15 protein-coding genes are annotated in these 16,769 nt (G+C 64.4%); 4 read left to right on the top strand and 11 right to left on the bottom strand.

Annotated elements, in window-relative coordinates; translation table 11 throughout:
* The first annotated feature begins 91 nt into the window (after positions 1-91).
* Complete coding sequence (locus tag EP007_RS08865) at positions 92-628, top strand: GNAT family N-acetyltransferase (RefSeq protein ID WP_128477311.1); 537 nt, start codon at positions 92-94, stop codon at positions 626-628.
* Here EP007_RS08865 and EP007_RS08870 read toward each other — a convergent pair whose 3' ends face one another.
* The 3 genes from EP007_RS08870 to EP007_RS08880 all read right to left on the bottom strand — a co-directional run bounded on the left by EP007_RS08870 (position 629) and on the right by EP007_RS08880 (position 4,406).
* Positions 629-2,575: a hybrid sensor histidine kinase/response regulator gene (locus EP007_RS08870; RefSeq protein ID WP_128477312.1), complete on the bottom strand. Its 1,947-nt coding sequence runs from the start codon at positions 2,573-2,575 to the stop codon at positions 629-631.
* Between the two features lie 149 nt (positions 2,576-2,724).
* Positions 2,725-4,002 (bottom strand): ribonuclease catalytic domain-containing protein, encoded by a 1,278-nt coding sequence (locus EP007_RS08875; RefSeq protein ID WP_128477313.1) that lies wholly within the window; start codon positions 4,000-4,002, stop codon positions 2,725-2,727.
* 104 nt (positions 4,003-4,106) lie between these two features.
* On the bottom strand, positions 4,107-4,406 hold the full coding sequence (locus tag EP007_RS08880; protein ID WP_128477314.1) for a DUF7562 family protein: 300 nt from the start codon (positions 4,404-4,406) through the stop codon (positions 4,107-4,109).
* 169 nt (positions 4,407-4,575) lie between these two features.
* Between EP007_RS08880 and EP007_RS08885 the strand changes: the two genes are divergently transcribed.
* Positions 4,576-4,950, top strand: coding sequence for a rhodanese-like domain-containing protein (locus EP007_RS08885; RefSeq protein ID WP_128477315.1), 375 nt, complete (start codon positions 4,576-4,578; stop codon positions 4,948-4,950).
* A gap of 6 nt (positions 4,951-4,956) precedes the next feature.
* Here EP007_RS08885 and EP007_RS08890 read toward each other — a convergent pair whose 3' ends face one another.
* The 3 genes from EP007_RS08890 to EP007_RS08900 all read right to left on the bottom strand — a co-directional run bounded on the left by EP007_RS08890 (position 4,957) and on the right by EP007_RS08900 (position 8,751).
* Positions 4,957-5,445: a DUF5810 domain-containing protein gene (locus EP007_RS08890; protein WP_128477316.1), complete on the bottom strand. Its 489-nt coding sequence runs from the start codon at positions 5,443-5,445 to the stop codon at positions 4,957-4,959.
* 67 nt (positions 5,446-5,512) lie between these two features.
* Complete coding sequence (rimI, locus tag EP007_RS08895; RefSeq protein WP_128477317.1) at positions 5,513-6,025, bottom strand: ribosomal protein S18-alanine N-acetyltransferase; 513 nt, start codon at positions 6,023-6,025, stop codon at positions 5,513-5,515.
* Between the two features lie 749 nt (positions 6,026-6,774).
* A complete protein-coding gene (locus EP007_RS08900; protein ID WP_128477318.1) occupies positions 6,775-8,751 on the bottom strand; it encodes an aconitate hydratase in 1,977 nt (658 codons plus the stop codon).
* A gap of 164 nt (positions 8,752-8,915) precedes the next feature.
* On the opposite strand from EP007_RS08900, the gene EP007_RS08905 reads away from it, so the two are divergent.
* Entirely contained in the window at positions 8,916-9,410 is a 495-nt protein-coding gene (locus tag EP007_RS08905) for a deoxyuridine 5'-triphosphate nucleotidohydrolase (RefSeq protein WP_128477319.1), read from the top strand.
* Between the two features lie 22 nt (positions 9,411-9,432).
* On the opposite strand, the gene EP007_RS08910 is transcribed toward EP007_RS08905, so the two are convergent.
* From EP007_RS08910 to EP007_RS18185, 5 genes are all read right to left on the bottom strand, one after another.
* Positions 9,433-10,797, bottom strand: coding sequence for a CapA family protein (locus tag EP007_RS08910; protein ID WP_166035510.1), 1,365 nt, complete (start codon positions 10,795-10,797; stop codon positions 9,433-9,435).
* Between the two features lie 125 nt (positions 10,798-10,922).
* A complete protein-coding gene (gene trpB / locus EP007_RS08915) occupies positions 10,923-12,095 on the bottom strand; it encodes a tryptophan synthase subunit beta (protein ID WP_128477321.1) in 1,173 nt (390 codons plus the stop codon).
* A gap of 58 nt (positions 12,096-12,153) precedes the next feature.
* Positions 12,154-13,383 carry an NAD(P)/FAD-dependent oxidoreductase gene (locus tag EP007_RS08920; RefSeq protein WP_128477322.1) on the bottom strand — a complete coding sequence of 410 codons (1,230 nt, stop codon included), beginning with the start codon at positions 13,381-13,383 and terminating at the stop codon, positions 12,154-12,156.
* Between the two features lie 109 nt (positions 13,384-13,492).
* Entirely contained in the window at positions 13,493-14,716 is a 1,224-nt protein-coding gene (locus EP007_RS08925) for an RNA-guided endonuclease InsQ/TnpB family protein (RefSeq protein WP_128477323.1), read from the bottom strand.
* Positions 14,713-14,835 carry a hypothetical protein gene (locus tag EP007_RS18185; protein ID WP_255594979.1) on the bottom strand — a complete coding sequence of 41 codons (123 nt, stop codon included), beginning with the start codon at positions 14,833-14,835 and terminating at the stop codon, positions 14,713-14,715. The genes EP007_RS08925 and EP007_RS18185 overlap by 4 nt, the downstream gene beginning before the upstream one ends.
* A gap of 360 nt (positions 14,836-15,195) precedes the next feature.
* On the opposite strand from EP007_RS18185, the gene EP007_RS08930 reads away from it, so the two are divergent.
* Positions 15,196-16,740, top strand: coding sequence for an alpha,alpha-trehalose-phosphate synthase (UDP-forming) (locus EP007_RS08930; protein ID WP_128477324.1), 1,545 nt, complete (start codon positions 15,196-15,198; stop codon positions 16,738-16,740).
* Positions 16,741-16,769 lie beyond the last annotated feature (29 nt).

Here is a 16,769-nt window from a genome sequence, read left to right on the forward strand (position 1 = left end):
CGGCGCGAAATCGGCGCCTCACCGATTTCGCGGCGGTCGTCGGTCTCCTGCTCGCGGAAGCTATTTGTCGCCGGTCGCACACCGAACCCACATGGACGCGAACGTTCGCCCGGCGACGACGAGCGACGTGGCAGCGGTGCGCCGCGTCGCCCGCGAGTCGTGGCACGAGACCTACGACGACCTCCTCGGGACCGACGCGGTCGAGGAGGTCGTTGACGACTGGTACGACCTCTATCGCCTGCGCCAGTCCGTCGAGCGCGAGGATGGCCTGTTTCTGGTCGCCGAACGCGAGGCGGGCGGCGGAGACGACGACAAGGGCGAGACCGAAGCGGAACTGCTCGGATTCGGCCAGAGCCTCCTCGACGGCGAAAACGACGGAGCGGCCGAACTCCCGCGCCTCTACATCCACCCCGACCACTGGGGCGAGGGCGTCGGCACCGCCCTCGCCGAGCGAATCGAGTCGTGGGCCGCCGACCGGGGTGCCGAGCGAGTCCGCCTCGTCGTGCTGGCGGACAACGAGGTCGGCAACGCCTTCTACGAGTCGCGGGGCTACCGGACGGTCGGCTCGCGCGAGTCGGAGTTCGAGGGCGAGACCGTCACAGATTACGTCCGCGAAAAGGAGCTGTAATTAGGTTCCGACGCCGGTAAAGCGTATCTCGACGCGTAGTCCGCCGGTTTCGGCGTCCGTCGCCCGGACCGACCAGCCGTGAGCGCGCGCAATGTCCTCCACGATTCGCAGGCCGAGACCGGTCCCGTCCTCGCTGGTCGTGTATCCCCGCTCGAAGAGTCGGTCGTGGTCGCCCTCGACGCCCACGCCGTCGTCGGCGACGTAGAGTCCGTCGGCGTCGGCGAGACCGCCGACCTCGACCGTGGTGGTCTCGTGGCCGTGTTCCACGGCGTCCTCCCGAGTCTCCGAGGGAGGGTTGGTCGAACCGTGTTCGACCGCATTTCGAAACAGGTTCTCGAACAGTCGGCCGAGTCGGGACTCGTCGCCCGACACCTCCGCGGGCGGGTCGGCGGTCACGAGCGTCGCCTCGCCGGTCTCGACCATCTCCCACGACTCCTCGACCGCGTCGGGGAGCGAGACCGTGGTCGGTTCCCGGACGGTCCGGCCCTGCTGGGCGAGTTCCAGCGCCTCCTCGACCAGTTCGTCGATGCGGCCGAGCGCGTCCCGAAGCGGTTCGACGTACTCGCTGTCGCAGTCGTCGGCAAGCAGTCGGGCGTTGCCGTCGGCGACTTCGAGGGGGTTGCGCAGGTCGTGACCGAGGACGCCCGCGAACTCGTCGAAGCGCTCGTTCTGTCGCTGGAGTTCGCGCTCGCGGCGCTTCTGGTCGGTGATGTCGGTGTAGATGACGAACCCGTTGGCGTTCTCGTTGGGCGCGCGGACGGTGTGAAGGAGGAAGTCCCGCGGGCCGTCAGCGGTGACGCGACGGACCTCCTTGCCGGTGACGTGGTCGCCCTCCTGCATGCGTCGGTTTATTGTGGCGGCCTCGGCCGCGGCCGCCTCGGTGTCGGGGACGATGAGGTCGTCAACCGGTCGGCCCGCGATGTCGTCGATGTCCCACCCGAACACCGCCTCGAAGGTCGGATTCGCTTCCGAGATGACGGGGTCGCCGTCCTCGAACCCGCCGATGCCGATGGCGTGGGGAATGCTGTGGAACAGCGCGGCGAACTTGTCGCGCTCGGCCCGGAGTTGTTCCTCGGAACCGATTCGGTCGAGCGCGGCCGAGACGTGGGCTAACAGCAACTCCGCGAGTTCGAGGTCGCGGTCGCCGAACCCGTTCACGTCGCGCGAAACCGCCTGAAAGATGCCGTGGTCGTCGATGGGGATGGTCAGCGCCGACCGATAGTCGGACTCTGCGGGGGCGAACTCGTGGCTGCCGAGGTCCGTGAGACGCATCGACTCGTTGTTTCGGTACGCCCGCGCCGCGAGGTTGTCGTCGGCATCGACCGGCGTCGAGCGGTAGTACCCGTCTGAGGGGACGCCTTTCGAGACGGCCTGCGGGACCAGTCGGCCGTCCACCACGAGGCTGATGTCGCAGAGGTCGAACTCCAGAATCTCCTCGGCGGCCTCGACCGCGAGGTCACAGAGGTCGTCGCGGTCGGTGCAGGTCGCTGCCTGCGCCGCGGTCTCGTGGAGGGCCTCTATCTTGTGGCGCGTCTGGCGGAGTTCCACCTTGGCGCGGTTCTGGGAGATGGCGTTCTCGATGCGCTTTCCCAGCACCTCGTAGTGGTCGGTGCCAGTCTCCTTCTGGAGGTAGTCGGTCACGCCCGCCGAGATGGCCTCGGAGGCGATCTCCTCGCTCCCCTTCCCGGTGTAGAGGATGAACGGGAGCGAGGGGTATCGCTCGCGTACCGCCTCCAGCAGTTCTAACCCGTTCATCTCGGGCATGTTGTAGTCTGAGACGACGCAGTCGAAGTCGCCGTCTTCGTCCAGTCGGGCGAGCGCGTTACTCGCCGCAGTCGCGGTGACGACGGACATGTCGTCGCCGATTCGCTGGAGATACTCGGCCGCCACGTCCGCGAGACCTGGTTCGTCGTCCACGACGAGAACTCGCTTGCTAGCAGATACCATTGTCCGTTAAACGCCGACATCGAACTATAAATTTTTTCTATATAATATGTACATCAAAAACTCTGCCGGGCGAATTATTCCCCATAGTCTCGAAAATCGGCGTCGAAATCGGGATTTCCGCGGTCCCCGAAGGAACGACCGTGGTCGCGTTACTCCTCGACGACTTCGAGACCGCGGTTGTTGACCGCCGCGGCGTCGAGACCGACCTCTTCGAGGAACTGCTTGTACTCGCGCTCGCAGGCCTCGGCGTCGGCCTGCTTGTCGCTGGCGCGGTCACAGAGCGCCACGAGGTCTTCGGGCACGTCGTTGGTGTAGACGATCCAGTGGTTGATGAGGTCCGAGAGTCGTCGGATGGGACTCGTGAAGTGGCCGTAGATCTCGAAGTTCAGGGCGTGGTGGCCACCAAACGGGTCGTTCATGTACCGCGCTCGGGGCATCACCTTCATGACGGCCCACTGAATCTTGTCGAGCTGTCGGTCCGGCGACTCTTCGAGCGTGGCGTTGACCGCTTGGCGGGGGTCGTCCCACTTCGACCCCGGAACCGAGACGCCGTTGAGGTCCTGAATCTCCTGCAAGGCCTCGCCCCACTCGTCGGGACTCGGTTGCGGGTGGACTCGGTACATCGCCTCGACGCCGCGGTCCCACATCAGCGTGTGCGTGACGGCCTTGTTGGCCTTCAGCATGCACTCCTCGATGATGGTGTGAGCGCGGTCTCGGCGGGGGTTGAGAACGAGGCTCCCCTCTTCCTTGCGCTGTTCGTGCATCTTGTCGGCCAACTCGAAGGCCAACTTGTTCTCCTCGTGGAGGTCGGCGTCCTCGTCGTCGATTCGGCGCTCGGCCTGCGTGTAGGTCAGTCGCTCGTCGCTGTTGATGACCGACTTGTAAATCTCGATGTTCTCGTAGCCCAGATTCTCCTTGTCGAGGTGCATCTCGACGGTGTGGGCGAGTCGGTCCTCGTTGGGCACCAGCGAGCAGACGGTCTCCGCAAGCACCGGCGGAAGCATGTGCATCGTGTAGGCGGGCAGGTAGACCGTGTTGGCGCGCTCGACGGCCTCTTCCCACATGTTCGTCTCGGGATTGACGTAGTGGGTCACGTCGGCGATGTGGACCCAGAGGACGTACTCGTCGTCGCGCTCCTCGATGGAGAGGGCGTCGTCGAAGTCCTGTGCGTCCACCGGGTCGGTGGTCCACGTCGTCATCTCCCGGAGGTCCTCGCGCTCGTCAACCTCGTCCTGAATCTCCTGTTGGATATCCTCGGTGCGCTTCTCGGCCTCGGTCAGTACCTCTTGGGGAAACTCGTCACGAATCTCGAACTTCTCGAAGAGGTCCTTGCGTTTCTCTTCGAGTTTGTCGGCGAGTTCGGGCGAAATCTCGACCGGGCCTTGTCCCTCGGGGGTTCCGGCCTCGGCTTGCGTGTCACTCGTCATACCGTACGATAGCGGAGTCGAGTAGTTAGTCGTGTCGGAGCGGTACGCGACTCGCTCGCAACGAAGCGCCCGTCGTGGGAAATCGGCCGTCGGGTAGCCGACGCTTATCGCTCGTGGTCCAGCGGTCCGTATCGCTCCTCGACGGCCTGCCAGTACCTGTCCAGAAACTCCATCTCGGCCAATCCTCCGGCGTCGATGTCCACCAGCAGGTCTTCGAGTTCGTCCCGCGGCTGGTGACAGAGGTCGGTGTGACAGCCCTTGCAGAGATGTTCGAAATCCTTACCTTTCCGGTCCCAGCGGTCGCCCTCCTTGTCGTACTCGCGGGCGTCCGACCGCGGGACGGTCTCGCCGCAGGCGATGCAATCGACCGAGTCTCTGCCCCGGTTGCTCCGGGAACCCCACATACTCGTACCCACGGGTGGGCATTACTTGCGATTTTTGGTCAACGGTTCGCCAGATACGTCCGACGCGCCCGTGACCTGCTGGCGGCTTCCTCACGGTTTGTACTGCCCGTCCCGAGACGACTCTCGGGCATCGCGGGGCTTATTCGCCCGGACCGACAACGCCGAGTCGATGGACGCCGAAATCGCTCCCGACGAGGTTCGGGAACTTCTCGACGCCGACGACGAGGTCCGAATCGTGGACATCCGCTCCGAAGCGGAGTTCGAGCGCGGACACATCCCTGACAGCGAGAACATTCCGTTTCACGCGCTCGCCGACGAAATACAGCGACTCGACGGTGCGAAGCGAGTCGTCACCGTCTGTCCGCACGGTCAATCCAGCGTGCAGGCCGCGCGACTCGTCGCGTCCTACGAGGGCGTGCCCGACGACGCGCGCGTCGAGAGCATGGCGGGCGGTCTCTCGAAGTGGGAGTACGAACTGGAAACTGCCGACGCTGGCGGGAATGCGAGCGGCGACTCGGACGAAGGTCCCCAATCGCCGTTCTGACCGCCGTTACCGCTCGTCTCTTTTGCCGTCGCTGTCGGCGCTCGTATCGCCGTCGGCACTCTCCTCGCCAGCATCGGCCTCTTTCTGTTCACTCTCGTCGTCGAGCATCTGTTCGGTCATCTCTTGGGCCTCCTGAAGGATGGACTGGGCGTCGCCGTCGAGCGCGGCGGCACCGCTGGCACCCGCTCGGGCACTGCTGGCCATCGACCCGCGACCCTGCGAGTTGGCGCGCTCTAACTCGTCCTCGAAGTGGTCGTGGCCGTGGTCGTGGTCGTGAGTCGTATCTTCGAAGACCTGCGGGAAGCCGACCTCCTTGGCGTACTCCTCGATTCGCTCGGCCAGTTCGTCCTCGCCGTCCTCGTTCCACCCCGGCGCGTGGTCGTCCAGCCACGCCTCGTGGTCGTCGTCGCCGAGCATCGCCGTGAACGCGAGGTGGTTAGCGAGGTGTTCGGCGTCGGACTGGGGCGTCTCGCAGACCGGACAAGCGTATCCCATGCGCCGCAGTTGGTCGCCCGCGCCGAAAAGCGCCACGCTCGACGTGGGCCGTCCCTCTTCGAGAGTATTACTCGTCTAGGTCCACGACCATAATCAGCGCGTCCTCGCCGTCGTCGTAGTACCGCGGGATAGTTCGCAGATACTGGAAGCCAAAGTCCTGATACAGCCCCACCGCGCGGTCGTTGCTCGCCCGGACCTCCAACTTCACGCTCTGGGCACCGCGCGCTCCGAGGACGGTGAGCGCGCGCTTGAGCAGTCCCGCACCGACACCCTCGCCGCGGTAGTCGGGGTGGACCGCGATGTCCTTGATGTGGCCGAACGCCCGGCCGTGGTTCGGGACGAGGTTGGCGACCACGTAGCCCACGACACTCTCGTCACTGTCGTCGTCGAGATAGCCCGCTGACTCCTCGCGCGCGGCCGCGACGAGAAAACCGGGGTCGCCGAGATACCGCTCGAACGCCGAGAAGGGCCACGGCTGGTCGAACGATGCCCGCTCGATTCGTAGCACGGCCAACAGGTCGGCCTGTACCGCCTGCCGTATCCGTACGTCGTCACCGTCCTCCGCGGGAGTCGTTGTCACTGACCGCGATTTCTCGCCCGACGCTTAAGAGTGTCATGCCCGACCGACTCCCCGAAATTCTTTAGTAGCCCTAATCATAAGAACGAAATGCACTCTCCGGCCGGAAGTGCAAGCTCCCGAAATCTCCCCCACCCACCCCACCTTTTGCGGGCGTCGGCGTAGACTGTTCGACTATCAGAAGCATCGCTGTTGTCGGTATAATTGAAATTTTACCCTGCAAAGAAAAAGAAGATGATATAAATTTAAGTGCGTGAATTGGTAACGTATTACTGGAGGTGAGACAGTATGTTCGGATTCATCATGACCGGTTGCGGCTCCCGCCCACCATACGACGAACCGTTCTGTGAAGTCTAAGGGTTCCGTCCAGTCGAATCGGCCTACGGACGATTTCGTAACGCGACTCCGTCGTTTCTCGGCGTCGCTCCTGTCGGCGTCCAATCGCTTATCGTGACGAGCAGGTCGCCGAGGCGGAATTGGTGGAGGTGAAAAATCGTGTTTGGAATCACGCTGTTCGATTGCGGACGACCGCCGTTCGACGAAATAGAGTGCATCGAATAATCGTGTTATTTAGACGGCTCGGTTTCGTACGCGAACTTCCTTTTTTGAGCTACGTCTCTCCGGCACTCTCGGCCCGTACCGTACTCGGATTCGGGAGTTGCTCGCCCGCCAACCGAGGAGTCCGCCGCGGTCGCCCCGACGGTACCAGTCGCTAGCGAACGTGAGAAAAGATGAAAGAAGTGGCGTACTACTTAGTCGTCTGCGGGCGCGGGCGAGTCGCCGCCGGACTCGGCCTGCTTCTTCGTGTGCGAGAGCTTGCCACCGTCGGCGAGAATCTCGCGCTCGCGCTGGGACGCGTCGAGGTGGGCCGTCGCTTCCCACTCGTCGTTGACGCGCACCGTGAACTCTTCCTGACCGGAGCGGACTGCCTCGGCCACGTCGTCCACGATTTCGATGTTGTCGCCTTGGTCGATCTTCTCGTAGGTGTCCTCGTCGATGGTCAGCGGGATGAGACCGAAGTTGAAGAGGTTCGCCTTGTGGATGCGGGCGAAGCTCTGGGCGAGGACGCCCTCGACGCCGAGGTACATCGGACAGAGCGCCGCGTGTTCGCGCGAACTACCTTGACCGTAGTTCTCGCCAGCCACGAGGAAGCCGCCGTCGGACTGCTTGGCGCGGTCGGCGAACTGGTCGTCCACTCGCGAGAGGGTGAACTCCGAGAGCTTCGGAATGTTCGAGCGGAACTTCAGGATGTCGCTGGTCGCCGGGATGATGTGGTCGGTCGTGATGTTGTCCTCCATCTTCAGGAGGTTCGGACCGGAGAGTTCGGCGTCCAGTTCGTCCTTCAGCGGCACGTCGCCGATGTTCGGTCCCTTGATGAGTTCGTCGTCGGGAGCCTCGTCGGGCGCGATGAGGTCGGCCTTGCTGCCCGTGTACTTCTCGGGCATCTCGAATCCGGGGTCCTCGAGGTCGCCGAGTTCGTCGGCGAGGTTGCGCGGGTCCACGATTTCGCCCTTGATGGCGGCCGCGGTTGCGACTTCGGGCGAGCAGAGGTAGACGTTGTCGTCCTCGATGCCCGAACGGCCCTCGAAGTTCCGGTTGAAGGTACGCAGCGAGACGGAGTCGCTGGCCGGGACGTGACCGATGCCGATACAGGCACCGCACGTCGCCTCGGAGAAGTTGACCCCTGCGGCCATCATCTCGGAAACCCAGCCCTCCTTGGCGAGCATCTCGGAGGCCTGCTTGGAACCGGGTGCGACGATCATCTCGGTCGTCTTGTTCGTCTCGCGGCCTTCCAGCATCTTCGCGGCCGGGAGGATGTCCTCGTACGCGCCGTTGGTACAGGAGCCGATCATGACCTGATCGACTTCCGTGCCCTCGACTTCGCTGACGGGCACGACGTTGTCGGGCATCGACGGCTTGGCGATGAGCGGTTCGAGGTCGCTCAGGTCGATGGTGATCTGGTCGGCGTACTCGGCGTCCTCGTCGGGACCGATTTCGACGTGCTCGTCGCCGCGGCCGAGGCGTTCGAGGTAGTCTTTGGTGTTGTCGTCGGTCGGGAAGATCGAGGACGTGGCACCCAGTTCGGTACCCATGTTGGTGATGGTCGTCCGCTCGGGGACCGAGAGGCTCTCGACGCCCGGACCGGTGTACTCGAAGATTTTGCCGACGCCGCCCTTCACGCTGAGGCGTCGAAGCATCTCGAGGATAACGTCCTTCGCGGTTCCCCACTCGGGGAGTTCGCCTTCGAGTCGGACCTCGACGACTTCCGGCATCTCGATGTAGTACGCGCCGCCGCCCATGGCGACGGTTACGTCGAGACCGCCGGAACCGATGGCGAGTTCGCCCAGTCCGCCGGGGGTCGGCGTGTGGGAGTCCGAACCGAGCATCGTCTTGCCGGGTGCGGCGAAGTTCTCCTTATGAACGTTGTGACAGATACCGTTTCCGGGTCGGGAGAAGTGCGCACCGTAGGTGCCCGCGGCCGACCGAAGGAAGCGGTGGTCGTCGGTGTTCTTGAAGTCGAACTGGTAGGTCTGGTGGTCGCAGTACTGCGCGGCCAGCTCGGTCTGTACTTCGTCAAGTCCGAGCGCTTCGAACTGTAGCCAGACGAGCGTCCCAGTCGTGTCCTGTGTAAGAACCTGATCGATTTCAATACCGATCTCCTCGCCGGTTTCGAGGTCTCCCTCGACGAGGTGGTCCTCCAGAATTTTTTCCGTTAGTGTCTGTCCCATATCGTCCGAATATCGACTCTCCTCGGTTATAAATCCCGCGCGTTTCGGTTCATCACGATTATTGAAAATCCGGACGCCGAGTGGCAATTCTTACGCGAACTACTGACCGTTCGTGGTGCGTAGACTCCGTTACGGCTATACGTCCGCGATAGGTTTTCGTGAGTATGTTCGAGAGCGGTTCCTTCGTCGCCGAACACGTCTCGGAGACCGACGACGACCAGATTCAGCCCAACGGCGTGGACCTCACGCTCGAAGCAGTGTACGAGCAACGCGAACCCGGCCGCATCGGGCGCGACGACAAGGAAGTCGGCGAGCGCCGAGAACTCGAAACCGAGCAGGTCGCCGACGACGCCCCGGAGACGTACTACCTCACCGCTGGCGGCTACATCGTCCAGTACGCCGAAACCGTCCACATCCCGGCGAATCACGTCGGCTACATCTACCCTCGGTCGTCGCTTCTGCGCAACTCCTGTATGCTGAACACCGCCGTCTGGGACGCGGGCTACGAGGGCAAGGGCGAAGGCCTGCTGGAGGTCCACCACGACATCGAAATCGAGACGGGCGCGCGCATCGCGCAACTCGTCCTCGCGGAGGCCGACCACGACGGCACCTACGACGGGTCGTATCAGGGCGAGAACGTCGAAATCACCGAGTTCTGAGCGACGCGAACCGCTCGATCTCTCACGAGGGCTCGATAACCCCGACGTCACCGTCGATACGGACGCTCGTTCCGAACGGTTCCGAGCGGCGGGCGACCGTCCGGAGAATTGAATTCGCCCGCTCGCCAGTGGCGAGGACCGGCGTTCCGCGGCGGGGCGGTTCAGCCCCTGGCTGAAGGGTACACGGATAGAGGGTCACGCGGTCGAGCGCTCCGTCTTTGTCAAACTCGCACGCCGGGACGACGGACATCCAGTTGTCCGCGTCGTGGTCGACGTCCGTGTCCGCCTCCTCCGACGCGTCGTCTCCGCGCACGTCCGGAACGGTCGAAGCGGCGTTCTCACCGACGATGTCCGGAATTCGATAGATAGTCTCCTCCTGGAAGAAGAGGTTCCCGAGCGAGTAGCAGATCGGCCTCCCTCCGTACAGTTCAATGCCCCGAAGGGTGTGCGGACCGGTCACGACGACCGCGTCGGCACCGGCGTCGACGCACTCGCGGGCGAACCGCTGGAGGAACGTCGGCGTCTCGCTCGTGTTCCGGTTGCCGCTTTCGGCTTGGTGAGAGTGCAGAGCCATCACCACCCAGTCGGCGCTCGCGTCGGCGTTCCCGACCTGGTCGAGAAGCGCCTCGCGGTCGCGTCGATGGACGGACTGATAGATTCCCGGCGGCCGCTGCTCGGTCGCGGGAGCGAACCGCATCTGCATAAAGTAGAACGCGTCGTCGCTCGCCCAGTCGGAGTTCTCCCGCCGGAGCCACTCGCACTTGACCCGTTCGATACCGGTCTCTTCGGCGATTGCGCGAAGCCGGTCGAGTTGCTCGGGCGTGACTCTGTACGTCCACTCGACGTGGAGCGGGTTGATGCCGCACTCGCCGTCGAATTCGGCCGTCGAAACGCCGGCCTCGCCGCCTGGCGGGACGCTCGTCGACGCGTCTATCAGCCCGACGCGGCCAGCTTCAGTTTCGAGATACGCTGGCTCTCGGGCGTCGGCCAGGTCCCGTCCGATACCGGCGAACGTCAGTTCCCGCTCGCGCATGGCCGAGAGCGTGGTCTCGAGTCCGTCCCGTCCGAAGTCCAGCGCGTGATTCGAGGCGGCGGTGAACAGATTCAGCCCCATCTCCGTCAGTTCGTCCAGGACGGACGGCTCGGTTCCCATGATGGCGCCTGGGAAGGGAGCGAGGTATTGGTACTGGTCGGTTACCTGCCGAATCGATGCGTGTCGGCAGCCCTCGTCAACTAACACCGGTTCGACCTGTGTCACCGCCGCGTCCGCACCGCGGAACACGTCGAGCAGCGCGTCGAACCGTTCGCTCTCGTCCTCAAACCGGAGCGCCGAGTGAGCGATAATCGCATCGCCGGTGGCGGCGAAGGTAAACGAATCTGTCGTCACGGGGTTGGGTGACGTGCGAGAACAGTTATGGATTCCGTCACGTCGCGCGTAACGGTGTCATATCACGTCTCGATAGTGAACCGGGATGGGAGTCCCGAGCGGGCGGGACCACGTACCGTTCCGGTTCACCCGAGGTCGAACAGCTCGGCGGCCTGCGTCATGTCCTTGTCTCCCCGGCCCGAGAGGTTCACCAAGATTACGTCGTCCTCGTCCATGTCGGCGGCCAACTTCTCGGCGAGCGCGACGGCGTGGCTGGATTCGAGCGCGGGGATGATGCCCTCTAGTTCCGCGAGATTCCGGAAGGCGTCGAGCGCGTCGTCGTCCTCGACCGCCCGGTAGTCACACCGGCCGACCGCCTCGAACATCGCGTGTTCGGGACCGGCCGCGGGGTAGTCGAGTCCCGCCGACACCGAGTGGACTTCGGTGTCGTCGTCCAGCGTGCGGGTCTTCATGCCGTGCATCACGCCTTCCTCGCCCTCCGCGAGCGGCGCGGCGTGCTGGCCCGACCCCTCGCCCTTGCCGCCGCCCTCCGCGCCGTAGAACGCCACGTCGTCGTCGCGGAACGCGTGAAAGAGACCAATGGCGTTTGATCCGCCGCCGACGCAGGCGACCGCGGCGTCGGGGAGTCGCCCGGTCTCCTCCCGAATCTGCTCGCGGGCCTCGCGGCCGATGACCGACTGGAACTCCCGGACCATCCGCGGGAAGGGGTCGGGACCGACCACCGAACCGACGAGATAATGCGTGTCCTCCATGTTCTCCGCGAAGTCTTCGAGCGCCACGTCCACCGCGTCGGCGAGTCCGGCCCCGCCGCGAGTGACTTCCGTGACTTCTGCGCCCAGCAGACGCATCCGGAAGACGTTCATTTTCTGGCGCTCGGCGTCCTTTTTCCCCATGTAAATCTCGGTGTCGATGCCCAACAGCGCGCCGACCATCGCGGTGGCGACGCCGTGCTGGCCCGCCCCGGTCTCGGCGATGAGTCGCGTCTTGCCCGCCTCCTCGGCGAGGATGCCCTGTCCGAGGCAGTTGTTTATTTTGTGCGCGCCGCCGTGGAGCAGGTCCTCGCGCTTGAGATAGATTTGCGCGCCGAACGCCTCGGAGAGCCGTTCGGCGTGGAAGACGGACGTCGGTCGCCCGGCGAACTCTTCGAGGTAGCCGCGAAACCGCTCGCGGAATCGCTCGGTGTCGTGAATCTCGTCGAAGGCGTCCGCGAGGTGCGCGAGCGGTTCCGCCATCGATTCCGGGACGTGACGGCCGCCGAATCCCTCGAAGTCGCCATTGTTCGTGTTTTCTGTTGTCATATCTCATTGTTGAGTATCGGTGTATATAAATGTACGATTCCGCACAGAACCGCTGGCGTCACGCGACGTTTCGCTCTTCGAGTAACGTCTCGCGCTCGAACCGGTCGCTCCCCAACGCCGAGATGTCCACCAGCGACGCTTCGCCGTCGAGGACGAGTTCCGCGACGAGTTGCCCCGTCGCGGGCGCGTGCTGGAACCCGTGGCCCGAGAAGCCGACGGCGTTGACCAACCCCGGTCGCGTCTCCTCCACGATGGGGTGGTGGTCGGGCGTGACCGCGTAGAGACCCGCCCACCCGCGGCGAATCTCGGAGTCCGGCCCGAAGTAGGTCGCGCAGTCGCTCGCGCGCTCGACGGCCTCGACCGCCCAGTCGAGGTCTATCTTCCGGTCGAATCCGTCGGGGTCCTGCTCCGGGTCGGCCTCCGGGTCCTCGCCAGTCGCAGTTTTACCGCTTGCGCTTTCCGAGGAACGACGTTCCTCGCTGTCGCCCCCGAAGTGGCCGCCGACGAGCGCCTTCCCCTCGCGCTCGGGCCGGAAGTGCGACCCGGTATCGAGGTCGATGGTCAGCGGTACGTCCTCGGGGACCGGCGTTTCGGGGTCCACGACGGCTATCTGACGGCGCTCGGGCGCGACCGGAATCTCGACGCCCGCCATCGCGGCGACTCGGCGCGCCCACGGTCCGGCGGCGTTGACCACGAAGTCGGCGTCGCGGCGCTCACTTCCCTTGACAGTGAGACCGGTCACTTCCGCATCGTTCGCCTCGCCCTCGCGGTGAATCTCTGTGACGGCGGTCCGCGTCCGAATCTCCGCGCCCGACTCGCGGGCGGCCTCGGCGAACCCCTGTAGCGCGAGGTGCGGGTCGGCGAATCCGTCGGTCGGCGAGTAGGTCGCCGCGACGAACTCCTCGGCGCGGAGACCGGGACAGTGGTCGGTCGCCTCCTCGGGAGCCAGCAGTTCGCTTGGCACCCCGAGGTCGTTCTGCATGGCGACCTGTTCCTCGAACGCGCGAGCGGTCGCCTCCTCGCGGGCCGCGAAGAGATAGCCCGGCCGCCGGTAGGCGATGTCGGTGCCGAACTCGTTGGCGAACGCCTCCCAGACCGCCATGCTCGCCAGCGATAACTCGACGTTGACCGGCGTCGAGAACTGCGCGCGGATGCCGCCGACCGACCGCTCGGTGCTACCGCTTCCGAGCGACCCTTTCTCGTAGACGGTCACGTCTGCCCCGCGCTCGGCGAGATAGTACGCGCTAGCGAGACCAACAATACCACCGCCCACGATAGCGACGTTCATACGCACTCGTCGGTCGCCCAGATGTTAATCGTTGCCGTGCGCGAGGGGCGGGGACAGAACAGACGAAATCTCCTGTCTGTCGTCGCACGACGCAGTGAACTACCCCGCCCTATCGCTCGCCTGACGGCTCGCGCTTGAGGGTGGGGCTTCCTGTTTCGAGGACGCGCTTTGCAGATACAGGCGTATCCACAGGGAGCGCAGTCTCCACAGGCGTTACTTCGGAGCGTCCCGCTCCTAACCGCTTCGTGATACCGCGAGAACGGATGTTCCACGCCGCGTTCGCGTCCCTGTCCGCCTCAAACCCGCAGGCAGGACAGGAGTGTTCGCGCACCCACAGCGGCTTGTCCGTCGAAACGCCGCAGGACGCGCACTCTTTGGTCGTCCCTCTTGGATTCACCGCGACGAAGCGCGTTCCTTCGCGTTCGCATTTGTACTCGAGCATCCGCAGGAACGTTCCCCACGCCGCGCCAGCGCGGTTTCGGGAGTTGCCCGGCAGTTCGACCAACCCGGCGGCATCCAAGTCCTCGACGGCCACGAGGTCGTACTCGCGGGCGTAGTGGTTCGACAATTTGTGCAAGAAGTCGCGGCGCTTGTGCTTGAGGTCGGCGTGACGTTCGGCCACGATTTTCCGCTGTTCCTCCCAGTTGTTCGACCTATGTTCTTTGCGCGAAAGATCACGTTGTGCGTGTTCCAACCGCTCGCGTTCGTCGGACAGGTCAAGCGATTCAACCGCCGTACCGTCGGTGTCGTGGGCGTACGTGAGAATCCCCACGTCGATACCGACGCACCGCTCCGGCGTCTCTGGTTTCTCCGGCGGGTCGTCGGGAGTTTCGATGCCGAAGATGGCGTACCATTTCCCGGTCGGTTTCTGCTTGACCGTGACGGTCTTAATCTCAGCGTCGTCGGGCAGGTCACGGTGGAAGGTGAGCGGGATTTCACCGAGTTTCGAGAGCCACAGTGTTGTCCGACCGCTCGTGTTCTTGAGCTTGAAGCCGGATTGACTGTAGGTGAAACTGCGGTACTCGCCCGGTGCTTTCCACTTGAGCGTCCCGACGCGGTAGCCGTTCTCTTTGCGACCGCGAAGTGTCGATAGATTGTCGTACACCCGCTGAACAACTTTCTGAAGAACTTTCGAGTGAACGCTTTTCAGGTCGTTCCACCACCTCTTAAGATCGGGAAGCCGCTTTTGCTCGGAGTACGCCGAGGTGTCGTCGGTGCGGTTGAGACGGTGTAGAAAGTGGTTGTAGACCTGTCTACAGGTATCGACAGTCCACGCTAACTGCTCTGCGAGGGCGTCGGACGGTCGGAGCCGATACCTGTAGTTGTAGTTCACGAGCGTTCTTCGATGAGTTCGTCAAGTTTCTCTTGGACAAACGAGGACAGACTCAGATGATTCTCCTGAATCCACTCCTCTTGGTCGTCGCGGATAGAGATGGTCTTGCGCGTTGCCACACCATATCTTATGCAAAAAACGTACTAAACAGTTGCGATTGAGTGGGCCTGTGGGCCGAGCATCGAACGTGTTTGCTACTCATGCAGCGCTGTATCCCCTCCCTACTCGCTCCCTTCGGTCGCTCGTTGAGGAAGGGGCCTTAGCGCTTCAATTCAGGTAATCCTGCGTTACCTCCGCGTAAGGGTCGCCTGACTCCGGCTGCCGTTCGCTCCCATCCGCGGAACGCCCGTGAACGAACCTGAACGGACGACTGCATTATCCCGACGTATCGGCAATCCTCACACAGACGATTCAGGGGGCGGACGGGTGACCAGCGAGGGCGGCCAGTCCGCCGGGGTGACGGGAGAGAGCACATCAGGATGAACTCGAACGAGACAGGGGCGACAGCCGAATCGGCCGCCGAGACAGTTGCGAACCTCTGTGAGGAGCGCGAACTCGTGGTGGTATCGAACCGCGAACCGTACAGCCACGGCCGCGAGGGCGGCGAAATCACCGTTGACCGACCGGCGGGCGGTCTCACCGCCGCGCTCGACCCCGTGATGCAGGCCGCCGCGGGAACGTGGGTCGCGTGGGGCGACGGCGACGCCGACCGAGAGGCGGTCGGCCCTGACGACGCCGTGGCGGTCCCACCGGAAGACCCCGCCTACGACCTCCGAAGGGTCTGGTTGACCGACGAGCAGGTCGAGGGCTACTACCGGGGGTACAGCAATCAGGTCCTTTGGCCGCTGTGTCACCTCGACACGGCGAAGATGACCCCCCGCGAGAAGTTCTGGCGACGGTACCGCGAGACCAATGCCGACTTCGCCGATGCGATTCTGGATTCGACGGACGGCGCGGAGAGCGCGCCCGTGGTGTGGTTTCAGGACTATCACCTTGCGCTGGTCCCGCGGGCGGTCCGCGAGGAGCGCCCCGAAGCGTTCCTCACGCACTTCTGGCACATCCCGTGGCCCTCGTGGGACGTGTTCCGGGCTTGTCCGCAGTACGAGACCCTGCTGGACGGTCTGCTCGCAAACGACCTCGTGGGCTTTCACACCGACGCGTACTGTCGGAACTTCCTCGACTGCGTGGACGCCGCGACCGACGCCCGCGTGGACCGCTCCAGCAGGAGCGTCTCCTACCGGGACCACCGCACGTTCGTCCGGTCGTTCCCGCTGGGCATCGATGCCGCCCGACAGGCCGACCTCGCCGAGAGCGACGCCGCCGACGAATGGTGGACGAAGTTCCGCGACGAGCGGGGAATCGCCCCGAAGGAGACCGTCGCGGTCGGCGTCGAGCGCCTCGACTACACCAAGGGCATCGAACAGCGCCTCGACGCCCTCGAACGCTTCTGGGAGGACAACCCCGAGTGGCGCGGCGAGTTGACCTACGTCCAGAAGGGGACCGAGAGCAGGTCTGGCATCCCGGCCTACGACGCGCTACAGGACCGGGTGGCCGACGCCGTCGAGGGTATCAACGACCGCTTCGGCACTGAGGAGTGGACGCCGGTGGTCTACACGACCGACCACCTGCCTGAGGAGGGTATCGCGGCGCTCTATCGGGAGGCCGACCTCGGTCTCGTGACGCCGGTTCGGGACGGGATGAACCTTGTCGCCAAGGAGTTCGCCGCGGCCCAGACCCGCGACCCCGGCGTCCTCGTCCTGAGCGAACTCGCGGGCGCGACCGAGCAGTTGGGCGAGGAGTCGGTTCTCGTCCATCCGTACGACACCGCCGGGTTCACCGAGCGAATCGGCGAGGCGCTGTCCCTGTCGCGGACCGAGCGCCGCAGGCGCGCCGCCGACCTCCAGCGCGCGGTCCACGCCGAGGACGTGTACGACTGGCTGGAATCGACCTTCGAGACCGCGGCCGCCATCGAGCGCGGCCGTCGCTCGGTCCGGACGGCCGGACCGCAACCAACCGACGACTGACAACCCGCGAGCGACGACTATCGACTACC

Source organism: Halorussus pelagicus (genome assembly GCF_004087835.1).
Taxonomy (GTDB): Archaea; Halobacteriota; Halobacteria; order Halobacteriales; family Haladaptataceae; genus Halorussus; species Halorussus pelagicus.